18 protein-coding genes are annotated in these 22,111 nt (G+C 42.0%); 7 read left to right on the top strand and 11 right to left on the bottom strand.

The annotated features are described in order from the left end of the window. Window positions 1–39: 39 nt before the first annotated feature. The 6 genes from MK409_RS08485 to pbp1b form a co-directional block, all read right to left on the bottom strand. A complete protein-coding gene (locus MK409_RS08485; RefSeq protein ID WP_268705992.1) occupies window positions 40–720 on the bottom strand; it encodes a rhomboid family intramembrane serine protease in 681 nt (226 codons plus the stop codon). After that, window positions 704–1,243 carry a 5-formyltetrahydrofolate cyclo-ligase gene (locus tag MK409_RS08480; RefSeq protein WP_268705991.1) on the bottom strand — a complete coding sequence of 180 codons (540 nt, stop codon included), beginning with the start codon at window positions 1,241–1,243 and terminating at the stop codon, window positions 704–706. The genes MK409_RS08485 and MK409_RS08480 overlap by 17 nt, the downstream gene beginning before the upstream one ends. 11 nt (window positions 1,244–1,254) lie before the next feature. After that, on the bottom strand, window positions 1,255–2,385 hold the full coding sequence (locus tag MK409_RS08475; RefSeq protein ID WP_268705990.1) for an N-acetyldiaminopimelate deacetylase: 1,131 nt from the start codon (window positions 2,383–2,385) through the stop codon (window positions 1,255–1,257). A gap of 67 nt (window positions 2,386–2,452) precedes the next feature. Continuing rightward, window positions 2,453–3,151: a 2,3,4,5-tetrahydropyridine-2,6-dicarboxylate N-acetyltransferase gene (gene dapD, locus MK409_RS08470; protein WP_268705989.1), complete on the bottom strand. Its 699-nt coding sequence runs from the start codon at window positions 3,149–3,151 to the stop codon at window positions 2,453–2,455. Between the two features lie 85 nt (window positions 3,152–3,236). Further along, window positions 3,237–4,148 carry a DMT family transporter gene (locus tag MK409_RS08465; protein ID WP_268705988.1) on the bottom strand — a complete coding sequence of 304 codons (912 nt, stop codon included), beginning with the start codon at window positions 4,146–4,148 and terminating at the stop codon, window positions 3,237–3,239. Window positions 4,149–4,224: 76 nt separating this feature from the next. After that, window positions 4,225–6,741, bottom strand: a complete 2,517-nt coding sequence (gene pbp1b, locus MK409_RS08460; RefSeq protein ID WP_268705987.1) for a penicillin-binding protein PBP1B — start codon at window positions 6,739–6,741, stop codon at window positions 4,225–4,227. Between the two features lie 140 nt (window positions 6,742–6,881). Here pbp1b and tyrS point away from each other — a divergent pair, with 140 nt between their 5' ends. Then, complete coding sequence (gene tyrS, locus MK409_RS08455) at window positions 6,882–8,138, top strand: tyrosine--tRNA ligase (protein ID WP_268705986.1); 1,257 nt, start codon at window positions 6,882–6,884, stop codon at window positions 8,136–8,138. A gap of 108 nt (window positions 8,139–8,246) precedes the next feature. Here the strand turns inward: tyrS and MK409_RS08450 are convergent, their stop codons facing one another. After that, entirely contained in the window at window positions 8,247–10,310 is a 2,064-nt protein-coding gene (locus MK409_RS08450) for a heavy metal translocating P-type ATPase (protein WP_268705985.1), read from the bottom strand. A gap of 1 nt (window position 10,311) precedes the next feature. Then, window positions 10,312–10,590, bottom strand: coding sequence for a DUF6110 family protein (locus MK409_RS08445; protein ID WP_021002060.1), 279 nt, complete (start codon window positions 10,588–10,590; stop codon window positions 10,312–10,314). Window positions 10,591–10,769: 179 nt separating this feature from the next. On the opposite strand from MK409_RS08445, the gene MK409_RS08440 reads away from it, so the two are divergent. Next, window positions 10,770–11,618 (top strand): putative RNA methyltransferase, encoded by an 849-nt coding sequence (locus MK409_RS08440; protein WP_268705984.1) that lies wholly within the window; start codon window positions 10,770–10,772, stop codon window positions 11,616–11,618. Window positions 11,619–11,726: 108 nt separating this feature from the next. Here MK409_RS08440 and MK409_RS08435 read toward each other — a convergent pair whose 3' ends face one another. The 3 genes from MK409_RS08435 to malQ all read right to left on the bottom strand — a co-directional run bounded on the left by MK409_RS08435 (window position 11,727) and on the right by malQ (window position 16,109). Beyond that, a complete protein-coding gene (locus tag MK409_RS08435) occupies window positions 11,727–11,933 on the bottom strand; it encodes a hypothetical protein (protein ID WP_096405877.1) in 207 nt (68 codons plus the stop codon). Window positions 11,934–12,308: 375 nt separating this feature from the next. After that, a complete protein-coding gene (glgP, locus tag MK409_RS08430) occupies window positions 12,309–14,567 on the bottom strand; it encodes a glycogen/starch/alpha-glucan family phosphorylase (RefSeq protein ID WP_268705983.1) in 2,259 nt (752 codons plus the stop codon). 24 nt (window positions 14,568–14,591) lie between these two features. Then, window positions 14,592–16,109, bottom strand: a complete 1,518-nt coding sequence (malQ, locus tag MK409_RS08425) for a 4-alpha-glucanotransferase (RefSeq protein WP_049501519.1) — start codon at window positions 16,107–16,109, stop codon at window positions 14,592–14,594. A gap of 476 nt (window positions 16,110–16,585) precedes the next feature. Between malQ and MK409_RS08420 the strand changes: the two genes are divergently transcribed. The 5 genes from MK409_RS08420 (at window position 16,586) to MK409_RS08400 (ending at window position 22,097) form a co-directional block, all read left to right on the top strand. After that, window positions 16,586–17,857: an extracellular solute-binding protein gene (locus tag MK409_RS08420; RefSeq protein WP_049478972.1), complete on the top strand. Its 1,272-nt coding sequence runs from the start codon at window positions 16,586–16,588 to the stop codon at window positions 17,855–17,857. Window positions 17,858–17,983: 126 nt separating this feature from the next. Then, entirely contained in the window at window positions 17,984–19,276 is a 1,293-nt protein-coding gene (locus MK409_RS08415) for a carbohydrate ABC transporter permease (RefSeq protein WP_000431414.1), read from the top strand. Window position 19,277: 1 nt separating this feature from the next. Further along, a complete protein-coding gene (locus MK409_RS08410) occupies window positions 19,278–20,120 on the top strand; it encodes a sugar ABC transporter permease (protein ID WP_001065654.1) in 843 nt (280 codons plus the stop codon). A 180-nt stretch (window positions 20,121–20,300) separates the two neighbouring features. Beyond that, the gene (locus tag MK409_RS08405) at window positions 20,301–21,101 is read left to right on the top strand and encodes a DUF1189 domain-containing protein (protein WP_268705982.1); all 801 of its coding nucleotides are present in this window, start codon (window positions 20,301–20,303) and stop codon (window positions 21,099–21,101) included. A 9-nt stretch (window positions 21,102–21,110) separates the two neighbouring features. Then, a complete protein-coding gene (locus tag MK409_RS08400; protein ID WP_268705981.1) occupies window positions 21,111–22,097 on the top strand; it encodes a LacI family DNA-binding transcriptional regulator in 987 nt (328 codons plus the stop codon). The last annotated feature ends 14 nt before the right edge of the window (window positions 22,098–22,111 follow it).

Genomic DNA, 22,111 nt, shown 5'->3' with positions numbered 1-22,111 from the left:
GCTACTCATTTTTTGAGTAGCTTTTTAACTATCCCATCCCTACACATAGCTCATTCCCTTATAGCAAAGGAAAACGGCTAGTGCAATAAAAAGTACGGTTGCTCCAAGTCGCTGACCGAAACTATAGATCCGTCTCTCACTTCTAACAGGAAATATTACTGCTAGAAAAGCCCCACCTACTGCACCTCCGATATGCCCAGCTAGGCTGATTCCTGGAATTAGAATACTTCCAATGATATTTATCACGAAAAGCGTCAGGTAGGATTGCCCTAACTGCTGGATATAGGGGCTGCGAGTCGCGTAGCGCAAGACGATAATCGCAGCAAATAGTCCATAGAGGGAGGTGGATGCTCCTGCTGCTAGGACTTTCGGTGTGAAAGCAAAAACAAAGAGATTGCCCATCATTCCTGATAAGAGATAAAGAAGGAAAAATTGCTTAGAACCGAAAATCTCCTCCACTTGTCGTCCAAGAAAGTAGAGCGAAATCATATTGACAATGAAATGCTCCCATCCAATATGCACAAATATAGCCGAAAAAAGGCGCCATATCTGCTCAGGGAACAGGCGAATGATCGGTCCATACATGGCTCCAAACTGAAGCAGGGTATCTGCTCGTTCAAAATTTAAACCTGTAAAAACCAACATCAAGAGAAATACCAATGCTGTTACTAGGAGGAAGAAGCTAGTCACAGGATAACGTTTATCAAAGATTTCCTTCATAGATTAGCACCTCCTGGACGGGAATATCATGGTTTTCAAAGTTAAACTCCTGAACTTGACAAGGATAGATTGTACTCATGGTATGCCCAGCAAAATGTTCCAGATAGCGGTCATAATATCCTCCACCATATCCGATCCGATAGCCCTCTGTTGTAAAAGCCAAACCCGGAACATGAATTAAATCAATCTGAGACGGTTCCACCACTTCCAAGTCTCCTTGCGGTTCCAGTAAACCAAAGGAAGTTTTTACCAACTGCTGCGGATGATAGACCACAAACTCCATGCGCCCCTTGGGATAGGTTTTGGGTATCAAAACCTTCTTGCCGTCCTTCAGCGCCTGGTCAATCAGTCCCTGCGTTTGAAACTCATGCGGAAAAGAGAGGTAGGTTGCGACGACCTTAGCCTCGTGGTAAACAGGATGATTCAAAAATCGTTCGGTTAAAGCTTGATCCATAGCAATTTTTTGCTTCTGAGGAACAGCCTTCATTTCTTGCAAGACTTGCTTGCGTAATTTCGATTTCATAGATAAACCCTCTACTCCGCCGCCTTCTTTTGAAGAAAGCTAGAGACTACTTCCACCCCAACGGCTAAGGCTTCTTCCTTAGGACTCATCTGAGGGTGATGAAGGGCGTAGGGACTGTCGATACCTAGCCAGAACATAACGCCATCTACCTTCGAAAGGAGATAGCCAAAGTCCTCACCTGTCATAGCAGGTTCGATATCAATCAACTCAATTCCCTCTTTCTCTTCAAAAAAGTCCATCAGTTCACGCGCCAAGGCTGGATTATTCTCAACAGGTAGGTAGCCTCCTTGCTTGAGTTCTACCTCGACTTCCATATCAAAGGCTGCTGCAACACCTTCTGCGACTGTCTTGACTCTTTTTTGTACCAAGAGACTCATGTCTTGAGTCAAGGCGCGAATGGTTCCATGTAAAAATGCTGTGTCTGTAATGACATTGTTGGTTGTTCCAGCTTGAAAAACGCCAAAGGTCACCACCGCTCCCTCGATGGGATTAACATTGCGGCTGACAACTGACTGTACTTGGGTTACAAAGTAACTAGCAGCCACCAAGGCGTCATTGGCTTCATGCGGAAAAGCTGCATGCCCTCCTTTTCCTTTGAAACGAATCTTCACCTCACAGGTTCCTGCAAAGAGAGTGTGTGTATTGGTCGCAATCTGTCCAACCTTCAGATCTGGACGAACATGAAGGCCATAAAATTGGTCTGGCAGCCAGTCCCCAAAAGCACCATCCTCATACATGAGCATCCCACCTGCTTCATTTTCTTCAGCAGGCTGAAATAGGAAGAGCAAATTATTCTTGGGTTGCTCCTCAAGGGCGCGCTCTAAACAGCCCAAGGTAATGGTCATATGAAAATCATGGCCACAAGCATGCATGCGACCTTGGTGTTGAGAGGCGAAAGGCAGTCCTGTTTGTTCGACAATAGGCAGACCATCAATGTCTGTTCGCCAACCAATGGTTTGCTCCGGCTGACTTCCCTGCAGGTAGACCAAAATCCCTGTCCGCCAAGTACGAACTTGAACAAAGTTCTTGCCCGTAGTTAATTTCTCAATCACATCCAGCAAATAAGCCTGAGTCTTAAACTCCTCCAAGCCAATCTCTGGAATCTGGTGTAAATCTCGTCTAGTCTGAATCAAATCTAACATCTATCTGTCCTCCTATATAGAAGAAAGAGGCTGGAAAAAGGGTTCCGCCTCTTTTTTACTTTTACAATTACAAGGTACGAAGCGCATCCTCAAGCGCTGTTTTTTGTTGGGTTTGGGCATCAATCTCTTTGATGATACGAGCCGGAACACCTGCTACAACCACATTTTCTGGGACATCTTGGGTAACGATAGCTCCTGCTGCAACAACTGAACCACTGCCGATTTGAACTCCTTCGATAACCACTGCATTGGCTCCGATAAGAACATTGTCCCCGACACGGACTGGATCGGCACTAGCTGGCTCAATCACACCTGCCAAAACTGCCCCTGCACCAACGTGGCTGTTCTTCCCAACGATGGCACGACCACCAAGGATAGCGCCCATATCAATCATGGTTCCTGCTCCGATTTCTGCTCCGATATTGATAACCGCTCCCATCATGATAACAGCATTGTCACCAATTTCCACTTGATCGCGGATAATAGCACCTGGCTCGATACGAGCGTTGATAGTACGCTTGTCTAGCAAGGGAACTGCCGAATTACGAGCATCTTGCTCGACAACATAATCTTGATTTTCTACCAAGCCTTCGAGAAGCGGAGCGATATCCTTCCAATCTCCAAAAAGAACATTGCCTAGTTTGACAATCGAATTAGGAACAGCAGACGCTAGTTGTCCTTCAAAGGTTACTTTGACACTGGTTTTCTTCTCTGCATTGGCGATAAATTGGATGATTTCTTGGGCATTCATTTTTGTGGCAGTCATAGGCGCCTCCTAGTTCATTATAATGATACCTATTCTACCAAAAAAGACTTCAAATTTGAAGCCTAAACTATCAAAATAATCGTCTTTACTTCCCTTCTTTGGCTTCTTCGATAGACAAGAAGACCATAGGGACAATGATCAAAATCATGGCCAAAACTAGAAATCCATCTAGGACGAGACCGAGAAAGAGGACGCTCAATAGCGCTGAAGAGAGAGGCTCGCTAGCGCTCACTACAGAGACAACCAGAGGAGAAACGAGAGAGACGGCCTTCATAGACAGGAAGAAGGCAAAAGCTGTTCCAAATACGGCAATAATCAAACAAATCAGCAGGCTGCTAGCATCCAACTGGAAGGTGACATGATGGACTGGATAGAGCAGATTACTAAAGAGCCCTGCGAGAATCATCCCCCAACCAACAGTGGGGACAAAACCATAGTGGCGGGCAAATCGTTGGGGCAAGATGACATTAAACATGACGCCTACTGCACTGAGCAAACCAGTCACTAGAGCCAAGGGTGTCATGGACAACTGGGACACATCCCCTTTTGTGGCCATCAAAAAAACACCTAGCATGGCAATCAAAACATAGAGAATCGCTGTAATCGAAGCCTTCTTCTGGTAGACAATGCGATTGTAAAACAAAATAAAAACGGGGCTGATAAATTGTAAAATGGTTGCCGTCGTCGCATTGGAATACTCAACACAGAGATAGAAGAAAAACTGCACAGAAAAAATACCTAGAATAGCATAGGCTAAAAAAGGTAGATAATTTTTCTTATCTTTCCAGATATCCAACAAGCGACCACGCAACTGAAAGGCAGATAAAGCTAAAACCAAACTCCCCGCCACCAGCAAACGCATAGAGGTAATCCAACCAGACGATACTGGATAATGAGTGAAAAAATACTCTCCTAAAATCCCGCAAATCCCCCAAATTAGACCTGAGAACAGTGAATACAAGGTTCCCTTAAAAATCTTCTTTTGATACTTATTCATTCCCTTATTGTAACACGAAATAGAAAAAGAAAAAAGTAGCTAAGAGAAGAAAAATTGCCTCTTGCTACTTTTTTTATTATCGATTAAATAGACGGGAACGACCTGACGAACCACTTTGAGTGTTGTTGTTCGAATTTGTCCCTGAGCTACTGCTTGAACTTGATCCACTGCTTGAACTTGGAGGAGTCACTGCAGGTAGGCTTCCAAGAATGGTTTTCCAAGCGTTCAGATAGTCTGCGTCGCTACCTCCGATGGCAAAGCGGTAAGTGGTTACTGGCGCCCCCTCTTTGCTAGCCCAGTAGCTTGTCACTGTAGAACCAGAAAGTTCGATTTCCTTACCATTGATGGAAACTTTGCCGGGCTTTTGGCCTGTTGATCGGAGAACTTGGGACTTAGTCACACTTGGGTCAAGATTAAAGCGATCATTTCCCCATATTCCAGGTTCAGCTTGCTGGATAGCATTGACCAAGTAAGCCATGTATTTGGCATTGCGGTAGTGACCCGCACCCTTGGCTAGCGGTCGGTTATCATCATGACCTAACCAGCCACCTAGCGTCAATCGAGGAGTAGAAAGCATGAGCCACATGTTTTCATCTTCATTAGTTGTTCCAGTTTTTCCAATCCAGTCAGCACGAGCTAGGCCTGGATTGATCGAAGCCAAGTCGGTCTGGAAGCTAGAAGTAATCCGAGATGAAATGACGTCACGGAGCAGACTTTGCATGATGGTTGCTGTCGCTTTTGAATAAACCTGCACAGGCTCATCCTTATGCTCATAGACCACTCGACCATCCGTTGATTCGATTTTGGCAATCATGTGTTTCTTGTGGTAAACCCCGTTGTTAGCTATGGTCTGATATCCGTTGGTATGCTGGGCAACTGTAACCTCAATTCCTCCACCCATCGGTAAACTTTCAATGCCATATTCTGGGATTTCATAACCCATTTTTTCCATATAGCCCTTGACATCGACACCCTTCTCTCGAAGCGTACGATAAGTCCAGTAGGCTGGAATGTTCCATGAATAGTTGAGGGCTTCTCCCAAGGTCATCATCGCTGTACCAGGACTATTGACATACATGATGGGATTGCCATTTGAGAAGTTTGTTGGATAGTTTGATAAGATACTTGCACTTCCCATCAAACCTTGGTCAATGGCGATACCATAGGCCAGTATAGGCTTAGTAGTTGAAGCTGGAGAACGTTTGGTATCGATAGCGTGATTGTTCTGATTCTCTTGATAATTACGACCACCAACAAATCCAAGGATGGCTCCCGTTTGGTTGTCCATGAGGACATTCCCTACTTCAGGCTGGCCTGTCGAATCATCTACCAAACTGCCGTAGTTAGCAACTGCATTTTGCATAGCAGTGTGGACGTTTTTATTAATAGTCGTGGTGATCTTATAGCCACCATTCTCGATTTCCTTCGTCGCTAGATCGCGGTAAGCTTTCTGGATAGATTCATTTTTTTGCTCTTGCGCAGAAACATTATCTCTCTGGATGAGGTAGTCGTACATTCGATCAGTTGCTTCTGCCAAGGTTGCATAGTAAAGATAGTCGCGCGAAGTACCACTGACACTACCTGATGGTAGAAAGTCTTGCTTGAAGTCATAATCCTTGTACTTGTCGTAGTCTTCCTGACTCAGAGCTCCTGTCCGATACATATTGTAGAGGACATCCTTGGCACGCTTGATTCCCAAAGCCATATCCTCATCGCTCTTCATACTGCCGTCAGATTCATAAGGAGAATAACTAATCGGACTCTGTGGCAAACCTGCGATAAAGGCGGCTTGAGGTATTGTCAAATCCGATGCATTGACTCCAAAGATTCCCTCTGCGGCCTGCTGGGCACCTGCAATATTTTGGCCCTTGTGATTGCGTCCAAAAGGAGCAATATTAAGGTAGGTTGTTAAAATCTCATCCTTGCCCATGATCCGTTCTAAAGCCAAGGCATCAATAATTTCTTTGGCCTTACGAGCCAGAGTAGGAGCATCCCCCACTACTTGTTGCTTGATGACCTGCTGGGTCAAGGTCGAACCACCACTGGACGATCCTAGCCCGACAAAGGTTCCCAGAGTCGCACGAATAACAGCCTTAGGCACAACTCCCTTATGCTCATTGAAATGCTCGTCCTCTGTCGCAACAATAGCTTTCTTAAGGTTGTCTGAGATAGCATCTGAAGCGACTGAAGTGCGCAATAAATCGCCCTCGATTGAGGCAATGGTACTACCGTCAGAATAAGTGATTTCTGAGATGGAGGCAATATCCTTCACTTGTTTGACCAATTCCTCTGTTTGAGGCATCTTGACTTTGTCAAATAGAGCAACCCCATAGCCCATGGCCACACCCGCTCCCAACAGACCTCCGATAAAGGCTAGAATAAAGAGAGTGTTAAAGACTATTTTAAACCCACTCAAAACCTTAGCAAAAATAGACCCTGCCTTTCTAACTTTGTCAGAAGAGGTCCCCTTTTTACCGGTTTTCTTATTAGCTAGTTTTTCTGCTAGTCTTTTCTTCCATTTTGCAATTCGTTGCATCAGCTGCTGGAAAAAATGCAGCATTTTTGTTTTTAATTCATCAATTCTTTTTTTCATGAATGTCCTCACTTTCTCTATTATACCATAAAAGGTAAACTTTCAATAAAATAGCCACTTTCTTCCCTATTCCACTAGGCTATTGTCCAAGTTTGTGATACAATAGGTAGAAACAATATTTTAAAAAGGAGAAAAGACATATGCACATTTTTGATGAGCTAAAAGAGCGTGGTTTGATTTTTCAAACGACTGATGAAGAAGCTTTGCGTAAAGCCCTAGAAGAAGGTCAAGTTTCTTATTATACCGGCTACGATCCAACTGCTGACAGCCTTCACCTAGGTCACCTTGTCGCAATCTTGACAAGTCGTCGTTTGCAACTAGCAGGTCACAAACCTTATGCGCTCGTTGGCGGTGCTACAGGTCTCATTGGAGATCCGTCCTTCAAAGATGCTGAGCGTAGTCTCCAAACAAAAGACACAGTAGATGGCTGGGTCAAGTCTATCCAAGGACAACTTTCTCGTTTTCTTGACTTTGAAAATGGCGAAAATAAAGCTGTCATGGTCAACAACTACGACTGGTTTGGCAGCATCAGCTTCATTGACTTCCTCCGTGATATCGGAAAATACTTCACTGTCAACTACATGATGAGCAAGGAGTCTGTTAAAAAACGGATCGAAACAGGGATTTCTTACACAGAGTTTGCTTACCAAATCATGCAAGGGTACGACTTCTATGTCTTAAATCAAGACCACAATGTTACCCTGCAAATCGGTGGTTCTGACCAGTGGGGAAATATGACAGCTGGTACCGAATTGCTTCGTCGTAAGGCTGACAAGACTGGTCACGTAATCACTGTGCCACTCATTACAGACGCAACTGGTAAGAAATTTGGTAAATCAGAAGGAAACGCAGTCTGGCTCAATCCTGAAAAGACTTCTCCATACGAAATGTACCAATTCTGGATGAACGTCATGGATGCTGACGCTGTTCGCTTCTTGAAGATCTTTACTTTCTTGTCACTTGATGAGATTGAAGAGATCCGCAAACAGTTTGAAGCTGCGCCACACGAACGCTTGGCTCAAAAAGTCCTCGCTCGTGAAGTCGTGACACTTGTTCACGGAGAAGAAGCTTACAAAGAAGCTCTTAACATCACTGAGCAACTCTTTGCTGGAAACATCAAAAACCTTTCTGTCAAAGAACTCAAACAAGGACTTCGTGGAGTGCCAAACTACCAAGTACAAGCAGACGAAAACCACAATATCGTGGAACTTCTCGTCTCATCTGGTGTGGTCAATTCAAAACGCCAAGCCCGTGAAGATGTCCAAAACGGAGCCATCTACATCAACGGCGACCGTATCCAAGACCTTGACTATGTCTTAGGAGATGCAGATAAGTTAGAGAACGAACTCACTGTTATCCGACGTGGTAAGAAAAAATACTTCGTTTTAACCTACTAAAACATTTTAAATCCGTCAACATAAATTATCGAATTTTAAAAACCAAAAGGAGTTGTCTCATTTGAGAATAACTCCTTTTGGTTTTTATGACCTCAGCTCCTCGGTCTCTTACCTACTTTTAATAGAAAGACTACGAAGGACGATTCTTAAAGTAGTCAGATTGTGCAGTATCGAAAGATTAGATGGGCTTAACCAATTTAACAACCCAAATCCGATTAAACTTCCATTTATTACAACTGTTTCTTGAATATTTCTTTGAATTAATTTCTGTAACGATTCAGATAAAGAATTCAATTCCTCGAAGAAATCTAAACGATTATCTAATAATAAAATATCACTCATCTGCTTAGAAATATCCGCACTTTCATTCATCACAACCCCAATATCTGCAAGCGTCAAGGCAGCAGAGTCGTTTAACCCGTCTCCAACCATCAAAATAGTTCGGCCAGCTTTCTGTAACTCCTGAACCAACTGAAACTTACCATCTGGCTTTAAATCAGTATAGACGTTGTCAAATGGCAGATCTTTAACCAACTCTTCTGTTCTAGCCAACGTATCACCAGTTGCCAGAATCAGTTTTTTCCCTTGGCATTTTAGCTTTTTCAATGCAGCTTTCGCCTCGCTTCTCAAGGGAGTGTGGATACAAAACATCCCAATTAATTCTTTCTTATAAGCCAAAAACAATAAATTGTAATGAGTCTTATATTGCTCAATCAAGGCCAGTTGCTCAGAACTAATTCTTACCTGCTCGTCTTGCATTAGTACATAATTTCCAATGACAACCGATTGACCATCAATTTGCGATTTAATCCCTTTGCTTGCAACATACTGAAGCTTGCCATGCATTTCTTCGTGTTCAATGCCTTCAATTTCAGCTTGTTTAACAATTGCATTAGCAATAGGATGATAGATATGCTCCTCCAAACATGCACTTATTCTTAAAATATCTTTCTCAGTATAATCTCCGAAAGGAAGAACCTTTTCAACCAAAGGATAACTCGTCGTGATGGTACCCGTTTTATCAAACAAGAAAGTATCCACTTCCAGATATTTTTCTAATACATCACCATCTTTAATAACCATTTCTCGATTTAGACCTTCCTTTATGGCCGTAAGATAGGCTACAGGTGTGGATATTTTTAGAGCACATGAAAAATCCACCAATAAAAAGGAAATGGCTTTTGAAAACGAGCCTGTTAACAGATAAGTCAAACCAGCACCTAAGAAGTTATATTTTACAACCTTGTCTGCCATCCTAATAAAATGACGTTGTTTTGTCTTCTTACTCTCTTCAGATTTTTTCATCAGATTGATGAGTTGCAAAATGCGACTGTTTATCTGATTATCTGTCACACGAATTCTTAACTCTCCTGTTTCCAAAACAGTATTCGCACATACAGAATCTCCCTCTTTCTTTTCAACAGGGAAACTCTCTCCTGTCAAGGAACTCTCGTTGACCATGCCTAAGCCCGAAACCACTTGGCCGTCAAACAAGATTTCATTCCCTTGGGAGACAACTAACACATCGTCTACTTGAACATCAGAGCTCTTGATGCTGATGACCATGTCTCCCTGCACTAAGAAAACATCACTTTCTTTAGCAAGAAGGCTTTGTTCCAAATCTGTTGCTGTTTTTTTCAAAGACCACTGATCCAGATGATTACCCAGATCAAGCATAAACATGATGTTGCTAGCTGTCTTGGATTGGTTCATAAACAAGGACAACAAAATGGCCGAACAGTCCAAGACCTCCATGGTTAGTTCCTTGCGCGCTAAAGTTTGATAGGCTTCTTTGACATAACCCAAAGCCTGATAACAAGTCCAAATATAACGAATAGGGTAGGGTACAAAACTTCGAAACAGCCAACGCTTAATCGCTGCACCCGATACAATTGAATAAGCACTCTCTTCTCTACGAATGGGAAGCGTCATCAAGTCCGAAACTTTCCCCTTGTCAATTTTTTTTAAAAAGGCCTCTGCATTTTCTAATACAGAGAAGCCTTCTTTCATACGTAGAGTAAAGTGCTGCTGATCCATATAAAACTGAATAGAGTCGATCCCTTTTTCATCTTTAGCCAAGGAACGAAGATAATCTTGAATATCCAAGGTCAGTGAAAACGAGGACGATAATCGGATATGTTGATATCCTCTGTGTAGCACTTTAAAAGACATATTATTCACCTGTCAGGCTATCTAATTGTTCTTCTTTCTTTTCCTGTTCGTATAAATATTTAGCGTCTTGTAAAACATCATCACCGTGTTGTTTTACAACAGAAACAGATGCATCCAGTCCATCTTTCAATTTGTAAGCTTTAGCCAAGGCCTTAGAATAGCCTTTCTTAGCTTCTTTACTTGCTAAGACTTTCAAGCCAAGCGTCCCAAATGCTACCCCTCCTAAGAAGAGAGATGATTTTTTCGCAACTTTTGCGACGGTTAATACTTCTTTTAACATTTTTATTTCCTCCTTGTAACTATTGTAGCGAAAAGTGACAGTAAAAGCAATTGCTGATATCTGATATATAGATAAATTTCTCCTTACTAATATCCAATTATATTACGATGAAAACAATTTACTTTATTTTTCCTAATCACACAGTTGCTTTCGAAATTTTCTTCTGGTAAACTTACACTATGAATACAAACCTCAAACCCAAACTCCAGCGCTTTGCTTCTGCTAGTGCCTTTGCCTGCCCTATCTGCCAAAAAAATCTGACCTTGGTTGAGTCTAGTCTCAAGTGTGAGAATCGCCATTCTTTTGACCTGGCAAAATTCGGCTATGTCAATCTAGCACCGCAAATCAAGCAATCTGCCAACTATGACAAGGAAAACTTTCAAAACCGCCAGCAAATCCTAGAAGCTGGCTTTTATCAGACTATCTTAGAAACCATCTCAGACCTGCTTGCAAGACTAGAAACTGCCAAAACTATCTTGGATATCGGCTGTGGTGAAGGTTTCTACTCTCGCAAACTCCAAGAAAGTCACTCTGATAAAACCTTCTACGCCTTTGATATTTCCAAAGATTCTGTCCAAATCGCTGCCAAGAGCGAACCCAACTGGGCAGTCAATTGGTTTGTCGGTGACCTGGCTCGTCTTCCTATAAAAGACGCCAGCATGGATATCCTGCTCGACATCTTTTCGCCTGCCAATTATGGAGAATTTCGCCGTGTTTTATCCAAAGACGGTATCTTGATAAAGGTCATCCCAACTGAAAATCACCTCAAAGAAATCCGTCAAATAGTGCAGGACCAACTGACAAAGAAGGACTATTCCAACCAAGATATCAAAGAACATTTCCAGGAACATTTCAGCATCCAATCTAGTCAGATTGCTTCCTTAACAAAACCTATCACAGCAGAGCAACGCCAAGCCCTGCTCAGTATGACGCCTCTCCTCTTTCATGTTGACCAGACCAAGATTGACTGGAGCCAACTGACAGAGATTACCATCGAAGCAGAGATTCTAGTTGGGAAAGCACTGTAAATAAATTTTTGAGATAAGATAAAGCCCGCAGCTCTTCTTGAGATGCGGGTTTAAATCATCATTTTTCAAGTATCTATCGGAAAAGGGGAAAAATTTTAACCTCACCATTTATTTTCGATTCGAAATAACAAATTTATCAATAAAAAGCAAGTGAAATGAGGCAAGTGTAATCCCCAAATAGCAGCCATGATAAGAGATATCTTGATGGGTAAGGGGAAAAAGAGTATTATTGCCCGTCAAGAGGCATGTCACAATCACAAATAGTATCCAGAATAAATCAGTCCATTTATATTTTGAAAAATATTTTTTCCACATATAAACACCTTCTTTCCTATAATCGTATTATAACACTTTGTGTAAGCGAATACAATGAATTTGAGGGGATTTCTAAGTAGATTCTGAGGCTTAAAGGTAGTAAAATCAACCTTTTTAGTGCCCTCTAAGTTTGATTTTTCAGCCTACAAATTATTGACATTTTTTTCTCTTTTCTTTTAGGAATAGCAGCATAAAAATAACAACATTCAAAAAAGCGAATTTCAATCGAAACTCGCTTTTTTACAAAATGTATTAGTATGAATTTGTATCTTATACTCAATGAAAATCAAAGAGCAAACTAGGAAGCTAGCCGCAGGCTGTACTTGAGTACGGCAAGGCAACGCTGACGTGGTTTGAAGAGATTTTCAAAGAATCTTAGTTCAAGTGCCAGATATCTTCATTGTACTGAGCGATTGTACGGTCAGATGAGAAGAATCCTGCTTTGGCAATGTTAACGATGACTTTATCCAACCATGCGTCACGGTTTTCGTAGTCAGCAAGCATTTGCTCTTTGACTTTGATGTAGTCTTCCAAGTCTAGGAGAGTCATGAACCAGTCTTTGTTGATCAATTCGTTGTAAAGACGTTCCAAGCGTTCTTTCTTACCTACTGCAAGAACAGCGTCGCTGACGATGAAGTCAACCAATGGTTTGATGGCTTCACGAGCGTAGAATTCGCTTGATTTGTAAGCTGCTTTTGCGTAAAGGTCGATAACAGTTTCTGAATCTTCACCAAAGATGTAGATGTTTTCGTCTCCAACCAACTCAGCGATTTCCACATTTGCTCCGTCCATAGTACCGAGAGTCAAAGCTCCGTTCAACATGAATTTCATGTTACCAGTACCTGAAGCTTCTTTAGAAGCAAGTGAGATTTGTTCTGAGATATCACATGCTGGGATGAGGAAGCTTGCTGCAGTAACGTTGTAGTTTTCAACCATTACAACTTGCAAGTGTGGTGCTACTGCTGGGTCGTTAGCAATCACTTCTGACAAGCAAAGGATCAAGTGGATGATGTCTTGAGCGATTGTGTAGGCAGGAGCCGCTTTACCACCAAAGAATACTGTGATTGGACGAGCAGGGATGTTACCAGCTTTGATGTCAAGGTATTTGTGGATCACGTACAAAGCGTTCATTTGTTGGCGTTTGTACTCGTGAAGACGTTTTATTTGGATGTCAAAGATAGAGTTTGGGTTGATTTCAACACCTTGGTGCTCTTTCAAGTGACGAGCCAATTTACGTTTGTTGTGAGCCTTGATGCTCTCCAATTTTTCTTTAACAGCAGCCTTATCTTCGAATGACAAGAGTTTTTCAAGCTCATCTGCTTCATGGTGCCAACCGTGACCAAGAATCTCATCCAAGTAGTGAGACAAGCTTGGGTTAGCATGCATGAGCCAACGACGGAAAGTGATACCGTTTGTTTTGTTGTTGAATTTTTCTGGGTAAAGGTCATAGAAGGCTTTCAACTCAGAGTTCTTCAAGATTTCTGTATGGAGAGCCGCAACCCCGTTAACACTGTATCCGTAGTGGATATCCATGTGTGCCATGTGAACACGCCCGCTCTCGTCGATGATTTGGACAGCTGGATCTTTGTATTCTGCCTTCACACGACGGTCCAATTCTTCAATGATTGGTACCAAGTGAGGAACCACTTCTTGCAAGAATTCAAGAGGCCATTTTTCAAGGGCTTCAGCAAGGATTGTGTGGTTCGTGTAGGCAGTCATGCTACGAACGATAGAGATTGCTTCATCAAGTTCGATACCACGTTCAGTCAAAAGACGAATCAATTCAGGGATCACCATTGATGGGTGAGTATCGTTGATTTGTACAACTGCATAGTCCGCAAGGTCATGCAAGTTGCTTCCTTTTTCGATCGCTTCGTCGATGATCAATTGTGCACCGTTTGAAACCATGAAGTATTGTTGGAAGATACGGAGCAATTCACCTTGCTTGTCGCTGTCGTCTGGGTAAAGGAAAAGAGTCAAGTTGCGAGCGATGTCTGTCTTGTCAAAGTTGATACCATCTTCGATGATAGAAGAATCAACTGAATCCAAGTCAAACAAACGCAAGCGGTTTTTAGTAGCTGTCTTGTAACCAGGTACATCGATATCGTAAAGAGTCGATGTTAATGTGAAGTGTGCAAATGGCACTTGGTAGCTACGGCTTGAGCGAACCAACCAGTTTTGCTCTGTCAACCAAGCGTTAGGAATTGTTTCTTGTTGGTTGTTTTTAAGAACTTGTTGGAAAAGACCGAAGTGGTAGTTCAAACCAACACCATCACCATTCAAACCAAGTGTAGCGATTGAGTCGATAAAGCAGGCTGCCAAACGTCCCAAACCACCGTTACCAAGTGATGGTTCCAATTCTACTTCTTCGATTTCGATCAACTCTTTACCTGCAGCTGCAAGTTCTTTTTTCACATCGTCGTAAAGACCAAGGTTAATCAAGTTGTTTGACAAGAGTTTACCGATCAAGAACTCAGCTGAGATGTAGTAAACTTTTTTCTTACCAGTGTTGACTGGTTTTTGGCTGCTTGCAAGCTTGCTGTAGTTAAGAAGAGCAAGGTAAAGCTCTTCATTGCTACATTCTGCAATGGTTTTATTGTAACGTTTTTGTACAAATTCGTTTAATGGTAACATGTTTATGTGTCTCCTGATAATGTCTTATTTCTTTAATTCTACCAAATTTTCATTGATTCGGCGATAAATTGTAGTCAAGTCAAGCAAAGTTTCTTCAACAGCTGGTGTGAGTTGGTCTGCTGTCATACGCCATGACCAGTTTCCGCCAAGAGTAGATGGGAAGTTCATACGAGCTGACTCATCTAGTTCTAGCAAGTCTTGCATAGTTGCAATAGCCATGAAGCTAACAGATGAAAAGACTGTGCGAAGCATTGCGTGTGGCACTGTTTCGTACTCTTTACGGTTCGTGTAACGAGCCATGTATTCACGAGTTGGATCGTCGATTTCATTACGGTACCAACCAAGAACAGTGTTATTATCGTGTGTTCCTGTGTACATAACAGAGTTGGCAGGTGCCAAGTGTGGGCTATCGATACTTTCATCTTCTGGGTTGAAGGCGAATTGAAGAATCTTCATTCCTGGGAAGCCAGTACGTTCACGCAACTCGATGACTTCATCTGTCATGAAACCAAGGTCTTCTGCGATGATGTTTAGCTCACCAAGCTCTTCCTTAACGGCTGCAAAGAGTTTGTAGCCTGGACCTTTCACCCATTTACCAGGTGCTGCTGTATCGGAACCAGCAGGAATTTCCCAGTAAGATTCGAAACCACGGAAGTGGTCGATACGAACGATATCGTAGATCTTGAAGCTTTCGCGCAAGCGTTCAACCCACCATTTGTAACCGTCTTTGTCCATTGCTTCCCAGTCATAGATTGGGTTGCCCCAAAGCTGACCAGTTGCAGAAAACTCATCTGGTGGGCATCCTGCGATGCAAGTTGCTTTACCATTGGCATCTGTCTTGAAGAGGTGTGGATTTGCCCACATGTCGCTTGAATCTTCCGCTACGTAGATAGGCATGTCCCCAACGATTTCGATGTGGTTATCGTTAGCGTAGGCTTTCAATTTCAACCATTGTTGGAAGAAGAAGTATTGTGTCACACGGTGGTAAACCAACTTGTCTGCCAATTTCTCACGGTAGCTTTCAAGCGCTGAAGCTTTACGGGCACGAGCATCTGCATCTGGCCATTCTGTCCAAGCAAGATTGTCAAAATGCTCTTTGATCGCCATATACTCAGCGAAGAGTTCAAGCCATGATTGGTTGTCTTGAGCAAACTTCTCAAAATCTTTGACATCTCCCACTTCCAAGAAGCGTTTAACTGCTTTTTCTAAAAGCGGACGACGTGCATAATAAATCTTCGCATAATCAACTTCAGATGCATCGCTACCAAAGTCAACACCTTCAAGGTCACTGGCTTCGAGCAAGCCTTGCTCTACCAAGATATCAAGGTCGATAAAATGCGTATTTCCAGCAAAGGCTGAGAATGATTGGTATGGAGAATCTCCATAGCTTGTTGTCCCAAGAGGGAGGATTTGCCAGTAACGTTGCTTCGTACGAACCAAGAAATCAACGAAATCATAGGCGCTTTGGCCAAATGATCCAATCCCGTAAGCTCCTGGAAGAGAAGAGATGTGCATCAACACACCACTTTGACGTTTTTTCATAATAGCACCTCATGTGTTTGTAATAAAACGCTGCGCAAATCAAGGCGCAAACGTTTGCGTTGATTTAAGTATAACGCATTTCAAAAACAAATGCAAGCGGTTTTAAAAAATTTTTTTGAATTATTTTAATCAAACAAAACTTGTTCCCACTGATATTTTATGAAATGAGCCAAAAAAATTTTAAAGATTTTCTGATTTAAGATAATTCATTCCAAACAGCTGCTCTATTTTCTGAAAAATCGAGCAGAATTTACGCAATCGTTTCCCTAATATATTTTCCATTCAAGAGAAACAAACATTTTAAGTTTTTTCCTATATAAAGGCTTTAACAAATGTTTGAATCCTTAAAATTTTTTTAAAAATTTTCCTAAAAACGCTTGCAACCGTTTTCTATTTGTGCTATACTAAGTTCGTAAAAGAAAACGTTTGCGTTTTCTCATTAAATTATTTTTGTTATTCTTTAGGAGGAATACACTATGTCATCTAAATTCATGAAGAGCGCTGCTGTGCTCGGAACTGCTACTCTTGCTAGCTTACTTTTGGTAGCTTGCGGAAGCAAAACTGCTGATAAAGCAGCTGATACTAGCTCATCTGAAGCAAAAGAAATCACTTTCTACGTTGAAGACCAATACAAAGCCTACGCTGAAAAAGTTGCTGCAGCTTATGAAAAAGAATCAGGTACAAAAGTTAACATCAAATCAGGTGACCAACTTGGTGGACTTGACAAACTTTCTCTTGACAACCAATCAGGTCAAGCTGCTGACGTTATGATGGCACCATACGACCGCGTAGGTAGCCTTGGTACTGACGGACAACTTTCAGAAGTTACTTTGAGCGACGGCGCTAAAACAGATGATAAGACTAAATCTCTTGTAACAGCTGCTGACGGTAAAGTTTACGGTGCTCCTGCCGTTATTGAGTCACTTGTTATGTACTACAACAAAGACTTGCTAAAAGAAGCTCCAAAAACTTTTGCTGAATTAGAAGAACTTGCTAAAGACAGCAAATACGCTTTCGCTGGTGAAGATGGCAAAACTACTGCATTCCTAGCCGACTGGACAAACTTCTACTACGCATACGGACTCCTTGCTGGTAACGGTGGTTACGTATTCGGACAAAACGGTAAAGACGCTAAAGACATCGGTCTTGCAAACGACGGTTCTATCACAGGTATCAACTACGCTAAATCTTGGTACGAAAAATGGCCTAAAGGTATGCAAGATACTGAAGGTGCTGCAAACTTGATCCAAACTCAATTCCAAGAAGGTAAAACAGCTGCTATCATCGACGGTCCTTGGAAAGCTCAAGCATTCAAAGATGCTAAAGTAAACTACGGTGTTGCTACTATTCCAACTCTTCCAAATGGTAAAGAATACACACCATTCGGTGGTGGTAAAGCTTGGATCATCCCATCAAGCACTAAGAACCTTGAAGCTGCACAAAAATTTGTAGACTTCCTTGTTTCAACTGAACAACAAAAAGCATTCTACGATGCAACTAACGAAATCCCAGCTAACACTGAAGCTCGTTCATACGCTGAAGGTAAAAACGATGAGTTGACAACAGCTGTTATCAAACAGTTCAAGAACGCTCAACCAATGCCAAACATTTCTCAAATGTCAGCAGTTTGGGATCCAGCTAAAACAATGCTCTTTGACGCTGTAAGTGGTAAAAAAGATGCTAAGACAGCTGCTAACGATGCTGTAACATTGATCAAAGAAACAATCAAACAAAAATTTGGTGAATAATTGAATTCGTTACAAGGGGGGAGAATACAGATCCCCCTTTGATTTTATAAATTTACGAATGATTGCAGTTGCCTATCTAGTAATTGGAGACAAACTTCAATCTCGTATCCTATGAAAGGAGTATTCATGGAAAACCAACAACCTAGCAAAGCAGCCTTGCTTTCAGTGATTCCTGGGTTAGGACAGATTTACAATAAACAAAAGGCCAAAGGTTTTATCTTCCTTGGTGTCACTATCGTATTTGTTCTTTATTTCCTAGCACTTGCAGCCCCTGAATTGCACAATTTGATCACTCTTGGTGACAAGCCAGGTCGTGATAATTCCCTCTTTATGTTGATTCGTGGTGCCTTCCATTTAATCTTTGTAGTCGTTTATGTGCTCTTTTATTTCTCAAATATTAAAGATGCACATACAATCGCAAAACGTATTAACAATGGAATTCCTGTCCCACGGACTTTTAAAGATATGATCAAAGGTATTTATGAGAATGGATTCCCATACCTTTTGATTATCCCATCGTATGTAGCAATGACATTTGCGATTATCTTCCCAGTTATCGTAACCTTGATGATTGCCTTTACCAACTATGACTTCCAACACTTGCCACCAAACAAATTGTTGGACTGGGTTGGCTTGACGAACTTTACAAACATCTGGAGCTTAAGTACCTTCCGTTCAGCCTTCGGTGCGGTTCTTTCTTGGACCATCATCTGGGCCTTGTCTGCTTCTACTTTGCAGATTGTGATTGGTATCTTCACAGCTATCATTGCTAACCAACCATTTATCAAAGGAAAACGTATCTTTGGTGTTATTTTCCTTCTTCCTTGGGCTGTTCCAGCCTTCATCACTATCTTGACATTCTCAAACATGTTTAACGATAGTGTCGGAGCGATCAACACTCAAGTATTGCCTATCTTGGCTAAGGTTCTTCCTTTCCTTGACGGTGCTCTTATCCCTTGGAAAACAGACCCAACTTGGACGAAGATTGCCTTGATTATGATGCAAGGTTGGCTAGGATTCCCATACATCTACGTTTTGACTTTGGGTATCTTGCAGTCGATTCCTAACGACCTCTACGAAGCGGCTTACATCGATGGTGCCAATGCTTGGCAGAAATTCCGCAACATCACTTTCCCTATGATTTTGGCTGTTGCAGCACCAACATTAATCAGCCAATACACCTTCAACTTTAACAACTTCTCTATCATGTACCTCTTCAATGGCGGAGGTCCTGGTAGCGTTGGTGGTGGAGCCGGTTCAACTGATATCTTGATCTCATGGATTTATCGTTTGACAACAGGTACATCTCCTCAATACTCTATGGCGGCAGCTGTTACCTTAATCATCTCTATCATTGTCATCTCTATCTCTATGATCGCATTCAAGAAACTACACGCATTTGATATGGAGGACGTCTAAGATGAATAACTCAATCAAACTCAAACGTAGACTGACTCAAACCCTCACTTACCTCTACTTGATTGGTCTTTCAATCGTGATTATCTATCCACTTTTGATTACCATTATGTCAGCCTTCAAGACTGGTAACGTCGTAGCTTTTAAACTAGATGCTAACGTCGACTTTAGCTTTGCCAACTTCCAAGGGCTCTTCACTGAAACCTTGTACGGCACTTGGTACCTCAACACTTTGATTATCGCCTTGATTACAATGGCTGTTCAAACAAGTATCATCGTACTTGCTGGTTATGCCTACAGTCGTTACAACTTCTTGGCTCGTAAACAAAGTTTGGTCTTCTTCTTGATCATCCAAATGGTACCAACAATGGCCGCTTTGACTGCCTTCTTCGTTATGGCCCTTATGTTGAATGCCCTTAACCATAGCTGGTTCCTCATCTTCCTATATGTTGGTGGTGGTATCCCAATGAACGCTTGGTTGATGAAAGGCTACTTTGACACAGTACCAATGTCTCTAGACGAATCTGCAAAACTAGATGGTGCAGGACACTTCCGTCGCTTCTGGCAAATTGTTCTCCCACTCGTTCGCCCAATGGTTGCAGTACAAGCGCTCTGGGCCTTCATGGGACCTTTCGGAGACTATATCCTCTCTAGTTTCTTGCTTCGTGAGAAAGAATACTTTACAGTTGCCGTTGGTCTACAGACCTTTGTCAGCAATGTGAAAAACTTGAAGATTGCCTACTTCTCAGCAGGTGCTATCCTCATCGCCCTTCCAATCTGTATTCTCTTCTTCTTCCTACAAAAGAACTTTGTTTCAGGACTTACAAGTGGTGGCGACAAGGGATAATTTATCCCCGCCACCCTTTTTCATTTTGATCTTGTTTCTAAAGTTGAAAGATTAGACACAAGACCGCAAATAGTAGCAAAATCAGCTTTTCAGTAAGCAATTTATCTACTAGACTTGAAATAAAGCACATTTCTCTATATAATAATACTCATATAGAAAACACCTTTTAGAAAGATGCCTATGCTTCCATATCCATTCTCGTATTTTACTAGTATCTGGGGATTTCGTAATCCCCTGTCAAAACGTTTTGGACTCAACTGGTTTCAACTCCTCTTTACTAGCATTTTCCTCATCAGCTTGTCCATGATTCCAATTGCCATTCAAAACAGCTCACAGGAAACGTATCCACTGGATACCTTTATCGATAATGTCTATACTCCACTGACAGATGAAGCCATCATGGACTTGTCAGAGAATGCACAAATCGTAGATGGAAAGCTGAACTACTCAGGTACGAAGAATCAGCAGCCTTCTCTTTTGATTGGCCCGAGCCAAAGCAAGGAATTGCCAAAGGACTTGCAACTTCATTTTGATACGAAAGAACTCGTCATCAGTAAGGAAAGTAAGGAACTAACTCGCATTCGCTACCACGCCATTCAAACGGAGAGTTTCCAGAGTAAGGAAACTTTAACCCAGGCTATTTCTAAAGACTGGTACCAACAGAACCGTGTCTATATCAGTCTCTTTCTTGTCCTTGGTGCTAGCTTCCTCTTTGGATTGAATTTCTTCATTGTCTCTCTTGGAGCTAGTCTTCTCCTTTATATCACCAAAAAATCACGCCTCTTTTCATTTAGGAGCTTTAAAGAGTGCTACCATTTTATCTTGAACTGTTTAGGATTACCAACTCTGATTACGCTTGTTTTGGGACTTTTTGGCCAAAATATGACAACCCTTATCACTGTACAAAACATTCTTTTTGTTCTTTATCTGGTCACCATCTTTTATAAAACACATTACCGCGATCCAGATTATCATAAATAGGAGATTTTTATGCCCGTTACGATTAAAGATGTGGCCAAGGCTGCAGGTGTCTCACCTTCAACCGTAACCCGTGTTATTCAAAACAAATCAACGATTAGTGATGAAACCAAAAAACGAGTTCGCAAGGCTATGAAGGAACTCAACTACCATCCCAATCTCAATGCTCGTAGCTTGGTAAGTAGCTATACTCAGGTTATCGGTCTGGTGCTCCCTGACGACTCGGATGCCTTTTACCAAAATCCTTTCTTCCCATCTGTCCTTCGAGGTATCGCCCAAGTCGCGTCTGAAAACCACTACGCTATTCAGATTGCAACGGGGAAAGATGAGAAAGAACGTCTCAATGCGATTTCTCAGATGGTTTATGGCAAGCGTGTTGACGGTTTGATTTTCCTCTACGCCGAGGAAGAAGACCCTCTGGTCAAGCTAGTAGCTGATGAGCAATTCCCTTTCCTCATTCTCGGAAAATCAACTTCACCCTTTATCCCTCTTGTTGATAATGACAATGTACAAGCTGGCTTTGATGCGACAGAGTATTTCATCAAAAAAGGATGCAAACGAATTGCCTTTATCGGGGGTACAAAGCGACTCTTCGTAACGCAAGATCGTCTAACTGGCTATGAGTCCGCACTCAAACAACACCAACTTCCGATTGATACCAACTTAACCTACTTTGCGACCGAATTTCTTGAAGATAATGGTTATCGCTTTAGTAAACTTCTCTTCGAGCATGATCCAAATATTGATGCTATTATTACTATTGATAGCCTTCTTGCTGCAGGGGTCTGTGATTACATCGCAAAACACCAACTGGATGTCCCTGTCCTCAGCTTTGACTCGGTCAACCCTAAACTGAACTTGGCAGCCTATGTGGATATCAATAGCTTAGAACTCGGGCGCGTTTCCTTTGAAACCATTCTCCAGATTATTAACGATGCCAAAAACAATAAACAGATTTGTTACCGCCAGTTGATTGGGCACAAAATTATCGAAAAATAAAGACCAGCCTCAAG

The organism is Streptococcus oralis (assembly GCF_026782375.1).
Classification (GTDB): domain Bacteria; phylum Bacillota; class Bacilli; order Lactobacillales; family Streptococcaceae; genus Streptococcus; species Streptococcus oralis_CL.
Note: the sequence above shows the minus strand (reverse complement) of the source record. Positions and strands in the feature narration are given on the sequence as shown.